Annotated in this window: 14 protein-coding genes and 1 tRNA gene; 3 read left to right on the top strand and 12 right to left on the bottom strand. The window is 43.1% G+C overall.

Going from position 1 to position 20,158, the window contains the following annotated elements; all coding sequences use genetic code 11:
- Positions 1 to 17: 17 nt before the first annotated feature.
- From DRB05_RS21010 to pepA, 3 genes are all read right to left on the bottom strand, one after another.
- Positions 18 to 2,867 (bottom strand): valine--tRNA ligase, encoded by a 2,850-nt coding sequence (locus DRB05_RS21010; RefSeq protein WP_128728652.1) that lies wholly within the window; start codon positions 2,865 to 2,867, stop codon positions 18 to 20.
- Positions 2,868 to 2,887: 20 nt separating this feature from the next.
- A complete protein-coding gene (locus DRB05_RS21005; RefSeq protein WP_128728651.1) occupies positions 2,888 to 3,334 on the bottom strand; it encodes a DNA polymerase III subunit chi in 447 nt (148 codons plus the stop codon).
- A 390-nt stretch (positions 3,335 to 3,724) separates the two neighbouring features.
- Positions 3,725 to 5,236 (bottom strand): leucyl aminopeptidase, encoded by a 1,512-nt coding sequence (gene pepA / locus DRB05_RS21000; RefSeq protein ID WP_128728650.1) that lies wholly within the window; start codon positions 5,234 to 5,236, stop codon positions 3,725 to 3,727.
- 196 nt (positions 5,237 to 5,432) lie between these two features.
- Here pepA and lptF point away from each other — a divergent pair, with 196 nt between their 5' ends.
- Positions 5,433 to 6,545, top strand: a complete 1,113-nt coding sequence (gene lptF / locus DRB05_RS20995) for an LPS export ABC transporter permease LptF (RefSeq protein WP_102056161.1) — start codon at positions 5,433 to 5,435, stop codon at positions 6,543 to 6,545.
- The gene (lptG, locus tag DRB05_RS20990) at positions 6,542 to 7,609 is read left to right on the top strand and encodes an LPS export ABC transporter permease LptG (RefSeq protein WP_162847799.1); all 1,068 of its coding nucleotides are present in this window, start codon (positions 6,542 to 6,544) and stop codon (positions 7,607 to 7,609) included. The genes lptF and lptG overlap by 4 nt, the downstream gene beginning before the upstream one ends.
- Positions 7,610 to 7,699: 90 nt before the next feature.
- On the opposite strand, the gene DRB05_RS20985 is transcribed toward lptG, so the two are convergent.
- Complete coding sequence (locus tag DRB05_RS20985; protein ID WP_128728648.1) at positions 7,700 to 8,197, bottom strand: RDD family protein; 498 nt, start codon at positions 8,195 to 8,197, stop codon at positions 7,700 to 7,702.
- 317 nt (positions 8,198 to 8,514) lie between these two features.
- Here DRB05_RS20985 and DRB05_RS20980 point away from each other — a divergent pair.
- Positions 8,515 to 8,599, top strand: a tRNA-Leu gene (locus DRB05_RS20980).
- Positions 8,600 to 9,211: 612 nt separating this feature from the next.
- Here DRB05_RS20980 and DRB05_RS20975 read toward each other — a convergent pair.
- The 8 genes from DRB05_RS20975 to DRB05_RS20940 all read right to left on the bottom strand — a co-directional run bounded on the left by DRB05_RS20975 (position 9,212) and on the right by DRB05_RS20940 (position 19,847).
- Positions 9,212 to 10,498 (bottom strand): O-antigen ligase family protein, encoded by a 1,287-nt coding sequence (locus tag DRB05_RS20975; RefSeq protein ID WP_128728647.1) that lies wholly within the window; start codon positions 10,496 to 10,498, stop codon positions 9,212 to 9,214.
- A 37-nt stretch (positions 10,499 to 10,535) separates the two neighbouring features.
- A complete protein-coding gene (locus tag DRB05_RS20970; protein WP_128728913.1) occupies positions 10,536 to 11,927 on the bottom strand; it encodes a hypothetical protein in 1,392 nt (463 codons plus the stop codon).
- Positions 11,928 to 11,938: 11 nt separating this feature from the next.
- Positions 11,939 to 13,213, bottom strand: coding sequence for a polysaccharide biosynthesis/export family protein (locus DRB05_RS20965; RefSeq protein WP_205125745.1), 1,275 nt, complete (start codon positions 13,211 to 13,213; stop codon positions 11,939 to 11,941).
- Positions 13,214 to 13,534: 321 nt separating this feature from the next.
- Positions 13,535 to 14,557 (bottom strand): glycosyltransferase family 2 protein, encoded by a 1,023-nt coding sequence (locus DRB05_RS20960; RefSeq protein WP_128728646.1) that lies wholly within the window; start codon positions 14,555 to 14,557, stop codon positions 13,535 to 13,537.
- 19 nt (positions 14,558 to 14,576) lie between these two features.
- Complete coding sequence (locus DRB05_RS20955) at positions 14,577 to 15,809, bottom strand: oligosaccharide flippase family protein (RefSeq protein ID WP_128728645.1); 1,233 nt, start codon at positions 15,807 to 15,809, stop codon at positions 14,577 to 14,579.
- Between the two features lie 203 nt (positions 15,810 to 16,012).
- Positions 16,013 to 17,458: a sigma-54 dependent transcriptional regulator gene (locus DRB05_RS20950; protein ID WP_239966838.1), complete on the bottom strand. Its 1,446-nt coding sequence runs from the start codon at positions 17,456 to 17,458 to the stop codon at positions 16,013 to 16,015.
- A gap of 238 nt (positions 17,459 to 17,696) precedes the next feature.
- Entirely contained in the window at positions 17,697 to 18,209 is a 513-nt protein-coding gene (locus tag DRB05_RS20945; protein WP_128728643.1) for a hypothetical protein, read from the bottom strand.
- A 12-nt stretch (positions 18,210 to 18,221) separates the two neighbouring features.
- Positions 18,222 to 19,847 (bottom strand): LruC domain-containing protein, encoded by a 1,626-nt coding sequence (locus tag DRB05_RS20940; RefSeq protein ID WP_128728642.1) that lies wholly within the window; start codon positions 19,845 to 19,847, stop codon positions 18,222 to 18,224.
- Positions 19,848 to 20,158 lie beyond the last annotated feature (311 nt).

Here is a 20,158-nt window from a genome sequence, read left to right as displayed (position 1 = left end):
GCCAAGATAGAAAGCGATTATAAGCTTTCTATCTTGGCTTTTTGTTCAAGTAGCTTCGTTTTTGCATCGCTAAACTCAGCTAACTTTGCTTTCTCTTTAGCAAGTACTGCTTCAGGTGCATTGCTTACAAACTTTTCGTTCGCAAGTTTTTTCTCAACCTGCTCAAGACCTTTTTCTGCTTTTTCAAGCTGCTTAGCAATACGCGCAAGTTCTGCTTCAACATCAATCAGGCCTGCCATTGGGATCATAATCTCAAGGTCGCCAATAAATGCAGTTGCACAAGCTGGTGCTTCGTCCTTGCTTGCGAGTAAGTCTACCGTTTCCAGTTTCGCTAATGCGCTTAAGAAAGCTTGGTTTTCTTCTAGACGACGTTTGTCATCTTCGCTTGCACCAGTAAGTAGCACGTTTAACGGCTTACTTGGGCTGATATCCATTTCACCACGAATGTTACGGATAGCGATAATAAATTGCTTCACCCACTCAAGGTCAGCCATCGCTTGCGCATCAACTTTGCTTTCGTCGAATACAGGGAACGCTTCAAGCATAATTGTCTTCGCTTCGACCCCTGCGATAGGTGCTACACGTTGCCAAATGGTCTCTGTGATATAAGGCATTAGTGGGTGCATCAAACGAAGTAAGCCTTCCAACACGGTGATAAGCGTATGGCGTGTACCCCGCTGCTGCGCTTCATTGCCTTTAAATAGAATTGGTTTAGTTAGCTCTAGATACCAGTCGCAGAATTGGTTCCATGTGAACTCATAAATGGTGTTTGCCGCAAGGTCAAAGCGATAGTTATCCAAGTGCTCAGAGAACACCTTAACCGTATTTTGGAATTGACCTAAAATCCAACGATCCGCAAGAGAATACACTTTTTCGTTATCGTTGAAGCCACAGTCTTGTTCTTCTGTGTTCATCAATACATAACGGCTAGCATTCCAAAGCTTGTTGCAGAAGTTACGGTAACCTTCAAGACGGTTCATATCCCAGTTGATATCACGTCCCGTTGACGCCATTGCTGCAAGAGTGAAACGCAACGCGTCAGTACCGTGTGCTTCAATACCATCGACAAATGTTTTGCGCGTGTTTTTCTCAATTTTTGCAGCAAGTTGTGGCTGCATCATGTTGCCAGTACGTTTAGTCACTAGACTCTCAAGATCGATACCGTCAATCATGTCTAGTGGGTCTAACACGTTACCCTTTGACTTAGACATCTTATCGCCATTTTCATCGCGAATAAGGCCAGTCACATAAACGGTCTTAAATGGAACTTGAGGTTTACCATCTTCATCTTTGATGAAGTGCATGGTCATCATGATCATGCGAGCTACCCAGAAGAAGATAATGTCGAAACCAGTAACCAAGGTATCTGAAGGGTGGAATACCTTTAGATCTTCTGTGTTTTCAGGCCAACCTAATGTTGAGAAAGTCCACAGTGCTGAAGAGAACCAAGTGTCTAGTACGTCTTCATCTTGTGTAAGTACTACGCTTGCATCAAGGTTATGGTTTTGACGAACTTCTGCTTCGTCACGGCCAACATATACATTACCTTCATTATCATACCAAGCTGGGATCCTGTGGCCCCACCAAAGCTGACGGGAAATACACCAGTCTTGAACATCACGCATCCAAGAGAAGTACATGTTCTCGTATTGCTTAGGTACGAATTGAATATCACCATCTTCTACCGCTTTTACCGCAGGCTCTGCAAGAGGAGCTACGCGAACATACCACTGATCGGTAAGTAGTGGCTCGATAACTACGCCAGAGCGGTCACCGTAAGGAACGGTTAGACTGTGATCGTCGATTTTCTCAAGTAGACCAAGCTGCTCAAACTCGTCAACGATTTGCTTACGCGCATCGAAACGGTCAAGGCCGTGGAAACGCTCTGGAATTGGGGCATCCATCGCTTCAAGTGGCTTACCATCAAAAGTAAAGCACTCACCCGTATGCAGAACTGCTGCGTCTTTGTTGAACACGTTGATCATTGGCAGCTCATGGCGCTTACCAACTTCGTTATCGTTAAAGTCGTGTGCTGGCGTGATTTTTACGCAGCCCGTGCCTTTTTCCATATCTGCATGTTCATCAGCAACGATAGGAATGCGACGGTTGACGATAGGAAGTAGAATTTCTTTACCAATTAAGTCTTGGTAACGTTCATCGTCCGGGTTTACCGCAACGCCAGTATCACCAAGCATGGTTTCTGGACGAGTGGTTGCTACGATAATGTAGTCTTTACCATCTTTGGTGGTTACGCCATCCGCAAGTGGATAGCGCAAATTCCACATATGGCCCTGCTTGTCTTTATTCTCAACTTCTAAATCAGAAATCGCAGTGTGTAATTTAGGGTCCCAGTTAACTAGACGCTTACCACGGTAGATTAAGTCATCTTGATATAGGCGAACGAATACTTCTTTTACCGCTTCAGACAGGCCGTCATCCATCGTAAAACGTTCTCTATCCCAATCTACAGATGCACCTAAGCGGCGTAACTGTTTAGTAATTGTGCCACCTGATTGGTCTTTCCATTCCCAGATTTTATTGATGAACTCGTCACGGCCTAGATCATGGCGTGATTTACCTTCTTCGGCTGCAAGCTTACGCTCAACCACCATCTGAGTTGCAATACCTGCGTGGTCGGTGCCCACTTGCCATAGCGTGTTCTTACCTTTCATACGCTGGTAGCGGATCAAAGTGTCCATGATAGTGTCTTGGAACGCGTGGCCCATGTGTAGACTACCTGTGACATTCGGCGGTGGGATCATAATCGAGTATGCGTCACCATTGCCTGATGGCTTAAAGTAGCCATTTGACTCCCAGTCTTGATACAAAGACTGTTCAATATCTTGTGGATTGTAGGTTTTATCCATTACACAGAACCCTAAAAATGCTATTTCTCAATGTCTTCAGTGGAAATTGTTGCGCCAAGTGCACGAAGTTGCTTAAAGCGTTCTCGCGCGGCTTGCTTAGCGCTGGCTTCAACAGGCACAAAATCTATCACCTGTTCAAAGCGACGAATAAAGTCAGGGACGACCCGAGCCAGATTAATGAGCACGGGGCGACGAGCAGCAGGAGGCATAGTGCCAATTTCCACTGGTGCGCCGCCTTTGGGGCCTTCGCCTTGTAAGTTGTGGGGCACAAATCTGTCTGCGTCAAAACACCAAAGGTGCTCATCGAATAAATGAGCGTCGTCAGTATTATCGACGTTAACAAAGATACGGTGTCCAGCTTGATATAAGCTCGCCGCAGTTTGTGCTGCCAGATCAAAATGAGCCGGAACGCTAATCTCCGGCTCATCGTTTTGTTTTAACACGTAAAAGCGCGCTTTGATAGTCATGATAATAATACCAATTGCGAGGAGTACCGAGGTTTGCCACAGGCTCCACAGCTGCTCAATATCTGTAATCTTATTTACCGTGATAGCGTAAACGAAGAAAATCAGTATGCGCGGCTTAGTTTAAAACTAAATATAGCGCCACTTAAATGCACATAAATAAGCCTGTATTCTGCCATATAAAGGCAATACCATCAATCAAGAAGCAAGAGAAGAAGAATAAAATATGGCAAGTGCTAGGGAGCGCTTGCTGAGGTGGTTTAGTTGTTTTGTCGTCTTAATTTGGCGCTGAATATAGTCGTGTGAAAAACCCGCTGCTACAGTTTGGGTTAACCTTGTGTAGCAGCGACTTTATGTCACGACCTATAATTATTATGAGTCGCGACTGGACTATTAATCTTGCTGTGCGTCCGTGATATTGGCGCGGTTAAGTAAATATTGCATCAGCATAGGAACAGGACGACCTGTAGCGCCTTTATTCTTACCGCTGCGCCATGCAGTACCTGCAATGTCTAAATGCGCCCAGTTGTACTTTTTCGTAAACTTGGACAAGAAACATGCGGCTGTAATTGTGCCAGCTGCGCGACCACCTAAGTTCGTAAAGTCAGCAAATGGGCTCTCAAGTTGTTCTTGATAATCATCCCAAAGTGGCAGTTGCCACGCTCTGTCGCCACTTTGTTCTGACGCTTTTAGCAAATCATGGGCAAGCGGGTTATGGTTGGATAATAAACCTGTCGCATGGCTACCAAGCGCAACAATACATGCCCCAGTTAGTGTCGCAACATCGACAACAGTTTCTGGCTCGAATGCTTCAACGTAAGTGAGTGCATCACACAGTACTAAGCGTCCTTCGGCATCCGTATTGAGTACTTCAACGGTTTGACCTGACATAGTGGTTAAAATATCGCCCGGACGGTAAGCATCGCCCCCAGGCATATTTTCGCAGCCTGCTAAAACACCAATCACATTAAGTGGTAGTTGCATTTGTACGATGGCTCGCATTAAGCCAAGTACACCCGCGGCTCCGCCCATGTCGTATTTCATTTCATCCATCGCTTCGCCAGGCTTGATAGAAATACCACCCGAGTCAAATGTTAAGCCTTTACCTACGAATACGATTGGTGCTTGGCCTTCATCACCACCGTTATAGTGGATAACCGACATCACTGACTCGTTGCGACTACCACGACCAACCGCTAGGTATGAGTGCATACCTAACTCTTTCATTTCTTGTTCACCAACAAGATTAACCGTAACGTTATCAAAGTCTTCAGCCAGCTGTTGTGCTTGCTCGCCCAGATAACGAGGGTTGCAGATATTTGGTGGCATATTCGCAACGTCTTTACACAGTTTACTGCCTGCTGCGATAGCAAGACCGTGCTCAATCGCGCTCTCACCTATTGTTAATTCACGACGTGTTGGTACGTTAAAGACGATTTTACGTAGCGGGCGTCTAGCCTCGCTCTTTTTGCTTTTTAGCTGATTAAAAGTATATAGGCAATCTTGTGTGGTCTCGACCGCTTGGCGAACTTTCCAGTAAGTATCACGACCTTTAACATGTTGCTCAGTCAGGAAACATACCGCTTCCATTGAGCCAGTTTCATTTAACGTATTGATGGTCTTGGAGATAATTTGTTTGTATTGTTTATCGTCGAGCTCTCTTTCCTTACCACAACCCACTAACAAAACGCGTTCGCTTAATACATTTGGTACATGGTGAAGAAGTAGAACTTGTCCTGGTTTGCCTTCAAGATCACCACGTCTAAGTAAATTTGAGATATAGCCTTCGCTTATTTTATCCAGCTGTTCACCAATTGGTGAGAGACGGCGTGGCTCGTATACACCTACAACAATACATGCGCTACGCTGTTTCTCTGGACTACCACTTTTAACGCTGAATTCCATTGCGACTCCTGAGTCTTTGTCATGTCATTTTGAACTTTTTATGCCAACACACTTTCCTACATTAAAGTCATGAATATGCTTTAACCTTAGGTAGGATATTCCGGCGCATTGACATATAATAAAGTGACTAAAATAATCAGTTTACTCAATTTTTCCCACTATTCCAGTGAAACAAGACGTTTTATAGGGACGAACATTGCTTATTTTCCGCTATTTAACGGGTGAAGTACTAAAATCTCAGGTTGCGGTTTTTCTCACCTTAATGACAATATTTTTGTCACAAAAGTTTGTACTCATTCTGAGCTCTGCGTCTGAAGGGAGTATACCGGGTAAGTTAGTACTTGCTATGCTTGCGTTGAAACTGCCACAGTTGGCCGGATATATTTTACCGCTTAGTCTCTTTCTTGGGATCATCTTAGCCTATAGTCGCATCTACGCCGACAGTGAAATGACGGTGCTGCGCGCTTGCGGGGTCAGCGAGTGGTATGTCGTTAGGGTAACTTTAGTCTCCAGTGTCTTTTTTGCATTACTGGCCGCTTGTGTGAGCATGTATATTGCGCCTTGGGCGAGCGAAAAAGAGTACCAATTAAGAGAGCAAGCTGATGCGGAATCGGGGCTTTCTACTCTCAGAGCCGGTAGATTTCAGCAAACGGGCAATGAAAAAGCGGTGGTATTTGTTCACGGTATTAGCGAACAAGGCCGCGAATTAGACAAAGTGTTTGTCGCGCAATTGCCCGAGAAGGACTCAAATCAAGCCGCTCGTTTAGTGTATGCGCAAAAAGGTGAAGTGATTGAGCTTGATAGTGGTGAGCAGCAATTACTCCTTCATGAAGGTAAGCGGTACGAGACCGATGGTTTCAGCCAAGCACTTAATCGCACTGAATTCGGTACTTATCAAGTGCAAATTAAAGAACAAGAAATTGAACACCAACGCCGTAAATTAGAGGCTATTCCAAGCTTACAGTTACTTGAAATGGATACGCCAGAAGCAAAAGCACAATTTCAGTTGCGATTATCGGTGCCCATTTCCATTTTGCTACTCACTTTACTGGCGGTTCCTTTGAGTGTGGTAAACCCAAGACAAGGCAAGTTCGCTAAGCTCGTGCCAGCAATTACGCTATATTTGGGTTATTTCATTTTACTCAATGCAGGCAAGTTTTTGTTAGCTGAAGAAAAAGTGCCAGCTTCAGTTGGTCTCTGGTGGATCCACTTAAGTGTGCTCTTTATCGGCGTTTATTTAATTGCGAAAGGAAGACCTTTTGGAGTATGGGTTCGCTCGGTATTTATGAAACGGGAGACGACGGTATGATGAAGACGCTAGATTGGTACTTAGGGCGTAGCATCTTACAAACCACAGGTTTCGCGCTATTAGTTTTTGTTGGGATCAATACGCTTATTAAATTTATTGAGCAGCTGCGTTCGGTTGGTCGTGGCAGCTATGATTTACTCGGTGCTATGCTCTATACCATATACAGCATGCCAAGCGATATTGTCGTGTTTTTCCCTATGGCTGCGCTGATAGGCGGCTTGATTGGCCTTGGTGCACTTGCTTCAAGCAGTGAGCTTATTGTGATGCAAGCGGCAGGGTGGTCACGTCTTCAAATCATTATGTCGGTGATGAAAACGGCAGTGGTACTGGCGCTACTGATGATGGCGCTTGGAGAGTGGGGCGCACCAAAAGCGGAGCAAACCGCAAAACGGTTAAAAAACGAAGCAATTTATGGTGGTGAAGTCTACAGCGCTCAGCGTGGTGTTTGGGCGAAAGATGGCGGCAATTTTATTAACATTGGTAATGTTGAAAAAAACGGTAAGCTTAAAGATATCGCAATTTATTATTTTGATGACTCACTAACTCTAGCAAAAATCGTACGCGCTCAGTCGGCGCAAAGCATATCTAACGGTTGGCAATTACAAGACGTGGAAGAAGTGCATATCGATCAACAGCAAATTACAACGCATTATTCAAAATCAATGCTCTACGAGTCTGAATTAAGTGAAGACAGGCTAGGTGTTGTATCGATAGAGCCCGATGCTTTGTCTTTTACAGGGTTATGGTCATTTCTCGCTTATCTAAAGCAAAATGAGCAAGATTCAAGTAGCTATGAACTCGCGCTGTGGCGTAAGGTGATGCAGCCGCTGACGATTGGGGTAATGCTGCTGGTGGCTTTGTCATTTATCTTCGGGCCACTGAGGACGGTGAGCATGGGCGCGCGGATTATTATGGGCGTGGTAACAGGCTTAGCTTTCCATCTGAGTAATGAAATTTTTGGCCCTATCGTGATGGTATATCAAGTGCCACCGGTGGTTGGCGCGTTAATGCCAAGCTTGTTATTTATTGGGCTGGCTATCCATCTGTTGAAGAAGCAAAATTAACGTTATGAACTAAGTAAAAATGGGCCTCGTATTGAGGCCTATATTTTTTATGAATATGGGTAGTCAATAAGCTGCTATTTGAAGCTTAGATTAGTCTAAGCTGTTATACACCTTTTTATTTTCCTCTTTGCTTAGTACTACCACTTCAGTGCCACACAGCATGTCTTGGAGCGCTCTTTTCTTTTTAAAGTCTAACAACACAATTAGGTTACCCAGTCCTAGTAGCGCGCATAGGCTACGAGCGATTGCTTTTGGCCAGGTTAACAATGCTCCATCGGGGGTTTGCACTTTTAAACGCCACGCGCGCATACCGATAGTTTGGCCGCTCTTAGTCCAAAAATAAGCAAAAAATAACACCGAAACCAACACCAATAACGTGGCTCGGAGTGTATATAAGATAGGATCCGCTTGGATAAGCGCCGATACGTCTTCATGATTGCCGAGCGCGAGCACGTTAACTGAAATTAAGGCATTGATGGTTAGTAAAAATAACACGGTAGTCAGCATTGCGAACGCGATGACCACTAAGCTGTCGTAGATAAGTGAAGCCAAGCGACGGCTGAAATTCGCTGGAGCAAAATGTGACATAACAACTCTCATAATTACAAGGTTGCGGAGTATTTTACACATAAACCGATAAAACGTTTACTGAATTACGTTAACTAATGGATTAGCAACATCTTATCGTCGTCGTTTTAGCAGGAATAAAGTTGACTTTAGGGCAATATTTAACAACGTGTGCGCAAATAACAAGCAGTTAACGCCTTATTGCAAAAAAATTACTTGCCGTTCTTAATCGCCTTTGTATAATGCAAAGCATAGAGACGAAGGCAAATAAAAAAAGCCTGAGCTCAAAGTGGTTTTTCTTTATTTTCTCTTGTTTTAGAAGATGAAAGAAAAATTATGCCAGTGTGATGGAATTGGTAGACATGACGGATTCAAAATCCGTTGCCTTCGGGCGTGGCGGTTCAAGTCCGCCCACTGGTACCACTTTTTATAACCCTTGCTTTTTAGCAAGGGTTTTTTTATGCCTCAAATTGTAGGTCGAGATTTATCTCGACGAATGAATTGGCCTTATCTCAATGGACTGGTTTATCTCGACGAATGAATTGGCCTTATCTCAATGGATTGGTTTATCTCGATAGACCGTCTTTGCGGTACTGGACTTGGTCGCCACGCGGGTGGCGCTAATACAGGTTAAGAGTCCGCCCACTGGTACCACTTTTTATAACCCTTGCTTTTTAGCAAGGGTTTTTTTATACCTCAAATTTATGCTTTGAAATTATGGCATCGGACTTGGGTGCCACGCGGGTGGCGCTAATAAAGGTTAAGAGTCCGCCCACTGGTACCACTTTTTATAACCCTTGCTTTTTAGCAAGGGTTTTTTTACGCCTCAAATTGTAGGTCGAGATTTATCTCGACGAACGAATTGGTCTTATCTCAAAGGGTTGTTTTCTCTCTACAGACCAGCCTTTTGGAGCTGGACTTGGTCGCCACGCGGGTTGCGCTAATACAAGTTAAGAGTCCGCCCACTGGTACCACTTTTTATAACTCTAACCGATTGGTTGGGGTTTTTTTATACCTCGAATTGTAGGTCGAGATTTATCTCGACGAATTGGATTTATCTTTCTCAGAAAACGCAAAGCCAAACCATAGTAGGGCTGGCCAAAACAAATAAGAAAGAATTTCTAAATTTTCGAAAAAACTGTAGCAGATGAATACGGTTAGCAGGCAAAAAGCGATTTGAGAAGTCTTTGACGTTTGTGCATGCCATAAAAAATAAAGTGCGGAAATGATCATTGGAATCGCAAGCGCAAGCGCCCCGACAATCCCTTTAACAAATAGTAAGCCATACCAGCTATGGTGAGATCCTATAGGCATAAACTCAACCATTTTGGGCCCTCGTTCGACAATCCCATGTCCCCAGATGGGAGCTTCCATCTGCCAGCGTTGAACGGCAATATTAGCGAGAGCTTGCCTAACGCGCGTAGAACCTGGTCTTTGTTGTTTTACGGCTTCATAAGAGTCCATGACTGCATTATAAATTGGTTCTCCCAACAATAACGCAGTCGGAACAATTACTCCGAGGCAAATCAGAAGCCAAGGCTCCTTTAATTTATCACTAAAAATAACAAGTGGAAAAAGCATTATGAAAATAGCCATACCAGCTCTAGATTGTGAAAGCAGTAACATTGCCCAACATCCAGCAATCGCCCATCGGCGTATTTTGGTGTTTTTTTCCTGTAAGCAAAAAACCAAATAAATACATGCCATAAAGCCAGCAGCAGGAGCCCACGGGGTGAAAAAACGCCACCGTCCAGCTCCTGTTTCCGGGTTAATACCATAAAAGCTCACCATAAAAAAACTTTCACCAGGGCCACCAATCACTTTCAATGGAGAGAGAAAAATATCTCCCGGTAGCTTCACTACATAGAAAGCGATAGAAACGATGGCGAAAATAAATGTGTGAATAGCAACAATACAAACACCGCGAATGACAACTTCTTTACGGATCTTCGCTAAGTTGGCGATTAAAGGAAAAATAGCGAGAAGAGCCCAGCCTTTCATCCACCCTATGGAGGATTTTATTGTTTGTGGCAAACCTAATGACCACTCACTGTGAGCGATAAGCAAAGCGATTAGCATTACTGCCATCGCGCATACCCAAATCCATACTAGGGGGGCTACAGGAGGATATTTTCGATTAGTTTGTACGTACATACGCAAGATAATAACTAAAATAATTATCCACCCGATAACAGATCCCATAACGTATAACATGCCTAGCAAGAACATTGGATAAGTAAGTACCAGTCCTGCCCAAACAAGCATTTCTTCTGTGCTGATGAAATGTTTGTCCTTACCCGGTAGAGCCGTTTTCAATAACATCGGAAGCTCCTTTTGTTGTTATTGGGGAAAGCGTGAACTATTCCGGTTTTTGTAGAATAGCCGACACTATCTCTCTGCGCTTGTTGACCATTAGCATACCCATCGTTAAGAAGATCATCGCGGCTAAAGCTGCAGCTATCGCTAAGCTTTTTTTGGGACTGCTGGCATTGATGGAAACTGATGGTGGCGTCATTAACTGGATGACAGGATAAGAAGCAAATACATCGGCTTTACTTGCTTCTAAACGTGCAGCTGCTGACGTAAATACTGCTTCCGCTAAGTCAAATTCTCGTTCTAGACGATCAAGCTCCGCAGCTTCTCTGGCATAAACTTTTATTTTCTCACTAAGTATCTGTACTGAGTTTTTTAAATCCGCTTGCTTTGCTTCAATGCCTTTTTTTGCAGCAAATGCACCAATCAGATCTGCGAATAGCTGCGCGCGGTTAGGATTACTTTCTAAGTCCATTGTCTGAAAAGCATGAGCTGCATGAGGTCCAACTAAACCTTCAGAGCGGATCCGTAAGGCTTGCTTTGATTGCTCGAATCTTGCGAGCTCAGCTTTTACTTTTGGATGTCCTTCGTCCCACCGAGAGCGATACTCACTCAGTTGCGCTGAGGATTCATTTAGCTCGGATAAGTAGGCCCGAAATTCGCCATCAGATTGCAGCGCAAATGCTTGTCCTGCCATTGAGGGTGAAACACCTAGGTCTACACTAAGTTGAGATACATAGTATTCTGAGCGGCCAATTTCGGCGTTCATCATTACAATTTGCTCTTTTAAATTAGCAAGTGTAGCTATGTGTTGAGTTAGTTGATCTGTGGATACCAACAAAGAGCGTTGCTGGAAATCGGTGATATTGTTTCTGGCGATGTTTAGGCGCTCGCGATACTGATCGAGCACTGCTTTTATGCTGTCATCTCTACGTGCGACTTCATCCGCCCTTAAAAACTCGAGCTGGTTTTGGAGCGCATTAAATAGTGCCCAAGCTTTTTGCTCTGCGAGTTTAGCTGAGCTGGCGCTGATCTCGACATTGAGAATAGAAGTTTGCTCGGTCAGTCTTACTTTTGGACGACCAAAAGTTTTAATATCCAGTTCCACAGCAGTAGCTGCACTTTCAAGTAAATTTCTGCTCATTAACATTTCTTTGTAGTTTACTCTTGGGTTATAACCTTTCCCAAATGGCGCGCTAGTTGATGATACGACTTGACCAACGTCATCCAATGAAACATTGCTGTTGGCGCCAGTTCCAGGCAACACCATATCAAAATCGCTGCTGTACTTTGGAGGCAGTTGCAAATAGAAAACCACCATTAATGCGATCACACAGTAGCTTATTAAACAAGTTGCTAGGTAAGGTCTATGAAGAGTTCGATAAACCAAAGCTCTAAAGCGACTATACGAGGTTGTTGTTTGTACATAATTACCCATCACAAATCCTCCTAATTTAGCGCCGAAAATGGAGCGACTAAGTCCAGTAAGGTGCCTGCGATATCTCTCAGGTTTGTGATGTCAGAGTCATAACAGGCAATGGCGTCGTTAGGCATGACGTAGGGATTGATCAGATCCCGATAGGGCATTCTCATTAACTGTTCAACGGAGCGCTCTATAACTTGTGTCTGGCCAGTAATTGGATTGTTACTTACCAAAGCAACACGTCTAGGTGCATTGGTGTACGCCTTGCCACCTACGCAGTTTGCGGAAATAGCGGCTTGTAGAAGACGTGTGCCATAGGGTAGGTTGCTAGAAAATCGCCCGATCGCAGCATTTGAGTTACTCATAGCTGAGTCGATTAGATTAGACATAAAAACCCTAAAGCCCTTTGGCGTTATTTGCGAAGGTCTTACTAAATGAGGTTGGAAACAGCCTGTACTAGGCACTATCACTTGGTCGCCTGCCATTAATGCGTAATCCGTAACAGGCTGTCCGGTGAGAATTCCGCTGAGATCAGCTTCGATTTGCCAACCTTGTCTGATCAGAATAACTTGATCCAGTTTTGCATCGGGTCGTATGCCTGCAGCGGCTCTTATAGCTTCCGATAATAGACGCTGATTTGAGTAGTCGCCTGACGCATCTATCCGCTCTTCCATTACTTGCTCGGGTAGCGCTGAATTGATGGTGACTCGTCCTGGTTGAAAAACAGCGCCAGAAACAGGTACCTCTATCGCAGCCCAATTGAGCACTTTGACACTTACATCAATAGTGTAGGCTTTGAATATTTTGGCCTTAGTCAATGCTAGCTCTAACTTTTGCGCAAGTTGGTTGCTAGTTAAACCCGAAGCTTTTATCGCCCCTGCAACGGGTAGAAAAATAGAGCCTGTGGTGTCAAGAATATAGCGGCCATTGAAGCCCTCACCGTACTCCATATGTAATTCAATTAAGTCTCCAGGGCTTAGTGGCAAAGAGTGTAATGAGAATGAAGTTGTTACTGCGCCTACCGTTTGTTGTGGTCCCTGCAAAGTCAATGGTTTATCTACTCGGAAGTTTGCTGGGGCTGCGAATTGTTGTAGATCTGTACAGTCAATGTTGGTCGCAAACACTGAACTGGCCTTTTGGTGTTTGATTGCCTTGCCAGAAGCATTGGGATAGCCATAAAATTGCATGTCCTCATCTTCTAGCTCTATCAATGCAGCGTTATTTGCACATCCTAACAATGCCCCACCCATGACGGATGTAATTAAAACTCTAAGCCATGCTGGTTTATATACATGTTTCATAGTGGGCTCCTTGTGGATTCGGTCACTTACTAGACTGCATTAGTCAGGCCAAGTTGTTTTTTTTACACACCATAAGAAAGAGTATAGGTAATGAAAACTATATTAAGCTATGCAAGCAAGTGATTTTAAATCAATATAAATCAGTAGGCTGTATATCAATCTGTATTTAACTAGTGCTCTAATCATGCTGCTTGAAGTTCAAGTTGATATTCACACTATTATGCTTAACATGAGATCTATATTAGTAACTATATGCGGAATTTAGAGATTTGCATTGCAAAATGAAAAAGGCCAGCGACGCTGGCCATAGAGTCGTGGAGGTTAAGCTGTCGTGCGTTTTTGAAGTAGACCTATAGCGCGCATAGTTAGTCGTTCGATAGCAGAGTACAACGTGTTTGGTAAAACACATAACAGTGAGCAACACCAAGTTAATACTGTTCTGCTCGGTTCTTCAGAAAGTATTCTCCAGTTGGTCCATAGGGCTTGGTGGATTAACTTCAATGCCTGAACCTTGTTTCTTGATTGTAATGCTCTTCGACTCAAATATCTCAACTGATAGGCTTGGGCTAATGAACCAAATTTTTTAAAGAATGAAGGGTGCTTTTGACTATTTTTTTCAATCGCATATTGCCAACTAGCAAATTGCTTAGTTAGATTAGCTGATAAACCAGACGCATTTACTCGATAGAAAGTCAGCGGCTCTTTAATTCCCTCAAATTTCCACTGTGTGTTGAGTGCAATTCGTAGCCATGTCTCGATATCTTCCGACTGCTTTAAGCTCTCATCGAAATACTGACGCCAACTTTTAGTGCCGTCATTGAATGCGATTTGCTCTAATACATCCTTACGAATGACTGGTGCAGAGCCATTTCCAATGGGGTTTCTGCACAATATCGTTTTGGCGCTAATATTTTTGAGTGAGGGAAACTGACCAATGCCTAAAAGGGCACTTTGCTCGTCAACGAATAAAGAAGAAGAGTAACTGACACCAAGGTCGAAGTCTCGATCTAAATGACGTACGTGCTTTTCAAGCTTTCTGTGATCCCAAAAATCGTCAGCATCAAGAAAGGCGATGTATTTTCCCTTTGCAACCCTTATACCTGTATTTCTAGCGCCTGATAAGCCTCTGTTTTGTTGGCGTACTATCTGAATACGCGAGTCTTTGTAGTCTTTTAAGTAGTTTAACGTATTGTCAGTACAGCCATCATCGACGCAAATAACCTCAAAGTTCTTGAATGTCTGATTTAAAACAGAGCAAATACACTCGTCAATGTACTTTTCAACATTGAACATAGGAATGATAACGCTTACTTTTGGGCATGCTTTCTTTTTTGAACTTTTCATAGAAATCTCCGGTAAGGTTTTAAGCTGGGTTAGGCTGTAGATATCTTGATGTGATATCAGCTAAAGGAAATAGTAACCAAACTACGCTGCCAGTTAACAAGGTTGCAGCAAGTTGAGTGGGTGAATTGGGCATGACAATCGTGATACTAAGTAGTGACACGAATAGTGCGTATCCACAAAAGTGGCAATCTCGTTTGTATTGTGCTTCGCTTCTTAAAAATGTGGTGTAGGTATCGACCCATACTGAGCTTACAGCAACAAGACACAGTAACGATGTGGTATCAAAACTACTTTGCCATTGTGATGAAAATAAAATTGGTACATATACAGGTACGGCTAATGCTTGAAGCATGAATATGGACGACACTGCAAACGTTGTAATAAAAATAATCTTGTGGCCATTACTATTTTTTAGTGTGCGGCGACATATTATTGGATACAGTGCACTGGTGTATGCTTGACTTATAGACATAGCCAGTCCGATCCCTGCGCTCTTTGCAAAGCTGTAGATCCCAAATAGCTCTGGTGTTAATAGCCGTGCTGCGATAAAGGTATCCATATTTATTCTCAATGACCGTAAAATCTCACTGATAGCGATTTGTGATGAAGACTTAAGTAACAAGCAAAACGTATCTTTGTGATAACTCAATTTGTGCGAGACGCTTGGTACCAGAGAAAAACAAATAAACCACAGTAGGGCAAAACACCATTTGGCTATAACAATAGCCATCATATGCGCATCAAAATACAGTGCGATCGCGATAGTGATGTTTTCAACGATAATGCAAATGCTACTTATCAAGCTGAATAAGCCCATTCTGTTACTACGTTGCAAAAGAAAAACACGTGTACTTACTGCTGGAAAAGCAAGATAGGTGAGTGCCATTAGGGCAACCAAAGCAAAAATGTCGTGCTCCGGAAAGGCCCATTGCGCACTCCATCCTATTACGATTTGAATAAGGCACAGTAAGCTGCAAAGTAGCCACTGTATTAACAAGCCATTTCCTAGGAATAAAGGTAGTGCTTCATCGGAAGCGCGAATGATCTGAACGCCAGCGCCAGACCTAAGAAGTAAACGAAGTACCTCATGAATGGTTAGCGCTAACATCACTGCACCATACTCGGTGGGGGTGAAATAAACCGCCATTGCCATAATACTGAAAAGCCGAGAACCTTTAGCAACGATTTCAGCACCAACCAAATATGAGGTGTTGGATACGAGTATGGTTGATGTGCTTGTTTGGTTGCTCATAACTGTCAGCCTTTAGAAATGATATTTATACAGTTCCAAGAAGCATGCCAAACAGAGTCTAAATAATATTTTTATTTATAGTTATGATTTTTATGGCTTTTTATTTTTTCCTAAGCGTGATAAAGCCTGCTAGAGAGCAAATTGCACTTTGCAAATTCGATATTTTGCAAAGTGCAATTCATTTTACATATACTGAATTAGCGCTATGAAGTCGCTTCTGACCATTGTTGGATCTTTCTATATAAGGTGGACGGGCTGACTTCCAGTAGACTCGCTGCTTTTACTACATTGTCATCACATACGAGCAATGCCTGTTCTATGGCAACACGCTCTACTTCAGCCAGTGGTGCAACTTTTTTATCATCTCGTTGCTTTATGTGAGTCAGTTGGTCTTGAGGAGCTTTTGTGGCCTGTTTAGGCTGCTCTTCACCTTTAGGTTTTACTGGGATTGATAAATCAGAGGGTAGGTGGGCCTGAATAACATCATAATCAATCAATGGACCGTCAGACATCACGACAATACTATGTATAAAGTTTTCGAGTTGGCGCACATTGCCTGGCCAATCAAATTGTAGAATAAGCTGTTCTGCGCTATCGGAAAATCCGACAAAAATTTTATTTTCTAGCTCACTAAACTGTTGTAAAAAATGCTTAGCCAACAACAGTACATCTCTACCTCTATCATGTAAGGGGGGCATATCAATAGAGATAACATTTAACCGATAGAATAAATCCTCACGCAGGTAATTATCAGCAATCGCTTGATGCGGATCTCGGTTGGTCGCGCACACAAACCTAACGTCCACTTTTTCCGTTTTTGCACTTCCGACTTTTTGAAAAGTACCAGTTTGAACAAATCTTAAAATCTTGGCTTGTAGGGCGATATCCATCTCGCCTAGCTCGTCTAGAAATAAAGTGCCACCATCGGCTTCAGACGCTGCGCCTTCTCGATTTGCTATCGCCCCTGAAAAAGCTCCCTTGATATGGCCAAAGATTTCTGACTCCATCAGATCTTTTGGTATAGCGGCACAATTCAAACAAATAAAAGGTTTACTGCTCCGCTCGCTGGAATTATGGATTGCCTCTGCTGCCAACTCTTTGCCAGTACCACTTGAGCCTGTGATAAATACATTTGCTCTGCTAGGGCCAGCTTTTTCTATCGCTCTATAGACAGTTTGCATTGCGACTGAATCCCCGACAAAGCGATAAAACTTAGCTCGGTACTCATTTTTATAGCGCGCTAAACTTGAGCGCAACATATTCCTCTCGGCGATTAGCATCTTAGTTTGCAGCGCCTGTTCTATGGTTAATTTGATGCTGTCTATTTCAAATGGCTTTTGCAAATAACCCCAAACTTTTCCCTGATTAATTGCATGAATTAAGCCCTCTAAGTCCGTGAAGGCAGTAAGCATGATCCGCAGTGTATCGGGATACTGCTCGGCGACTTCTCCGAGAAACTCGATCCCTGACATATTGGGCATCATTTTATCTGAGATAACCACATCTATAGGATGCTCTTTTAGCAGCTCAAGACCCTCCTCACCGCTATTCGCAGTGAGAACGTGATAGGGTTCATTTTTCAGTGCTCGAACTAAAGAGCGGAGAATGAGAGGTTCATCATCGACAAATAGCAGAGTCACATTATGCATTGATTCCATTTTTCCTTTACGACCTTAAATTTCCCATAACTTATATATAGCAGCTCTAAGCCCAGCAAATCAAAAGTAAGTGCTGTTTATTTGTACTTTATTTTGATTTGCTAAGCTGAAATTGAAAAAAGCTACCTATAGGATTATAGATAGCTGTGGGGGAAACCAATAAGAGTAGAGTTGCAAAGTGCTATTGGACCTGAGCTTCCAATAATTAATTCCTTATCCAAACCTCAGGTTAGTTAAACTGATGGGTTACATTGACCCCGGTTTCAATCGGCACTATTAAATGGTTTTCTTCTAACATCCCGTCAACACTGATCAGTAGGGTTTTAAAGTGTGATGGGATATCTAAGTCTAGCCCTAATTGCCCTGAAGTATCGAACCGAGTCGACGCGAGTAGTGACTTTTGCGTGTTGGCTTGTTCGTTGTACTGGCTTATTTGGTCTTTTAGCGCATAGACCTTCACGGCTTTCGATGCTAACGAAGCTCCAAACACATCATTTCCGCTTAGGTCAAGCTTAACAATACTACTCGTCTTAAAGGTAAACTCAGGTTTGACATGTAACTGCTTAGATGTCGCGGCCGTTGAACTAAGTAGTACTGGATCAGGTTCAAAGCTGTTAGTTACCACCTGCGAGGTATGTTTGGCTATTTCGTTTGTGTCGGCTTCGCGCTCACTTTGACCACACCCTAACAAGGCTACGCTCAGTAATGTAACTAATATTGAATATTGATTATATGTATTCATAATTGCCTCCGGTTATTTTTTGCTGTATGTGTGCGTTGTTCTTTCATTGGTGAGATACCAGTCTTGTGCTTCTTCACCGTTACTTTCTACCCACTTTTCATAATCAGGATAAGCCCATACGACGTCGATATACTCTCTTGGATAATTCCAGTCTTCACTTATCATTAGTGCCCAAGATAGGTTATCTGCAGTCCTAAAGTAGCGACCATTCTGTGCATCCGATGTATCATCTTTTCTGCCAAGTCGACTGTCATCGAATAGATCCGTTGGTGGATAATCCGCCATATGCACCTCAAGTGAGCGGTCCCATGTGCGGAAAAGGAAAAAGTCAAAGTCCGCCACTGTCAAAGTTGGAATGCTGTACTCGAACTTGACATCAAGAGTAAAAGGCACTGGGGCGAAATAGTCGCAGTTCATCACTGTGTTGAAATGTGAACAGCTACCTGCTTGGCCTGTCGTGGTAAACGCTTGGGTGTTACGCCATAGCGTGATTACGGCATTGGTTTGATATTCTTCAGCCTGCTTTTTATAATTTTTGTCGTTAATTGTGATACTCGCATCACCAATCAAGCCAGGTTCGCTATCCATAATTCTGAGGCCAAAGCCGTTATTATTTGCCGCACCTCGTGCCGTGATAAAACCATTTAAAACAAAACCGCTGACTTGGTTATTGTTGTCGAACGTGATTCTGATCCGCTGCTTTACTACTAAATCGTTGAGATCATGGTCACCGCGATAAGGCCAGTTGTCTTCAAAAGCAAAGGTTGCTACCCCATCTTGTGAAGGGAAGTATTGACTGCTCACCCGGGTATGATCATTTGGAAACTCGTCCTGGTCGTCGGGTACGCCATCAGCATCACTATCATCTGATTCAGGCATTGTGCTTAAATTTGAGGCTGAAATGGCGGTTTCTGGTGAACTTTTAACGCTGAACAGGGCATCGTTGAAATCATTATCTCCCCAAGTTCGTGGTAAGTCCTCAAATCCGATCACCACTTCATTTTGCTCTTCGTCGTGAAGTAATACACAGTGCTGTTTGAGCGACTCATCAGATTCTGGATTGAGATGAGACAGCGAGTAGTAATAGGGAACTTTGAAGGGCTTAACCCCTGTGTAGTACCAAAATCCATTAGCTGCAATAAAAAAGCCGATACTAGTTCCAGCTGGGAACTCTCCAATGCTCACACGGTGACCATTAGTTAAGTGGGGGTAGCTCAAATTTGGAAAAACAATTTTCTCTTGGACTTCTTCTGGTGTTTGAGGAGGGTTTTCGGGATCGAACGTAAAGTAACCGAAAGAGTTTTTATAACCCGCACCCTCATGGATAAATGTGATGAAGACCTCTGCATCCTCAGTCAAATGTATTGTTGAGCCTTGATCTCCAGTTATAAACGCTTCATTTACTCGACTTTCTGGTAAAGCGTTTGCAATCCGTTTAAAAAATTCAGGCGTATATTCCCCTCTGGCGTATGTTAGTTGGTCGGGTTTTCCTGTCGCTTGATTGTAACCCAGAGGCCAGGGCTGGCCAGAATTGAATTGCCAAACATAGTTTGAACCCTGCTTTTCGACTGCCAGTGCGTTAGAGACTATGGCGCTTAACGCAAAAATTGAACATGTTAACTTTGAAATGTTTTTCATGATTGCCTCCAAGGGCTGAAGTTCGCTTGGAGTACTTTAGTCAGTTTCCGTGCCAATTTTATAAATCATTATTTATCATTGAGTTATGATTTATTTTGGGAAGGGTGTTCATGTTTTTCGCATTTTGCAGTGCAGTCTGACTTGCAGATTGGTGATATATCTAAAATAAGTAGTTAAAACGACTAGCTCATTCTTCTAAAGAAAAGTAGCTTAGTGAGTGAAGATAGGGATACGAAATTTTATTTTTAATAAAAATCATATGTTTATGAATTTTATTTTTGCTAGGTGTTACTTAGGATTAATTGCTGGAG

The organism is Pseudoalteromonas sp. A757 (assembly GCF_004103285.1).
GTDB lineage: Bacteria > Pseudomonadota > Gammaproteobacteria > Enterobacterales > Alteromonadaceae > Pseudoalteromonas > Pseudoalteromonas galatheae.
Note: the sequence above shows the minus strand (reverse complement) of the source record. Positions and strands in the feature narration are given on the sequence as shown.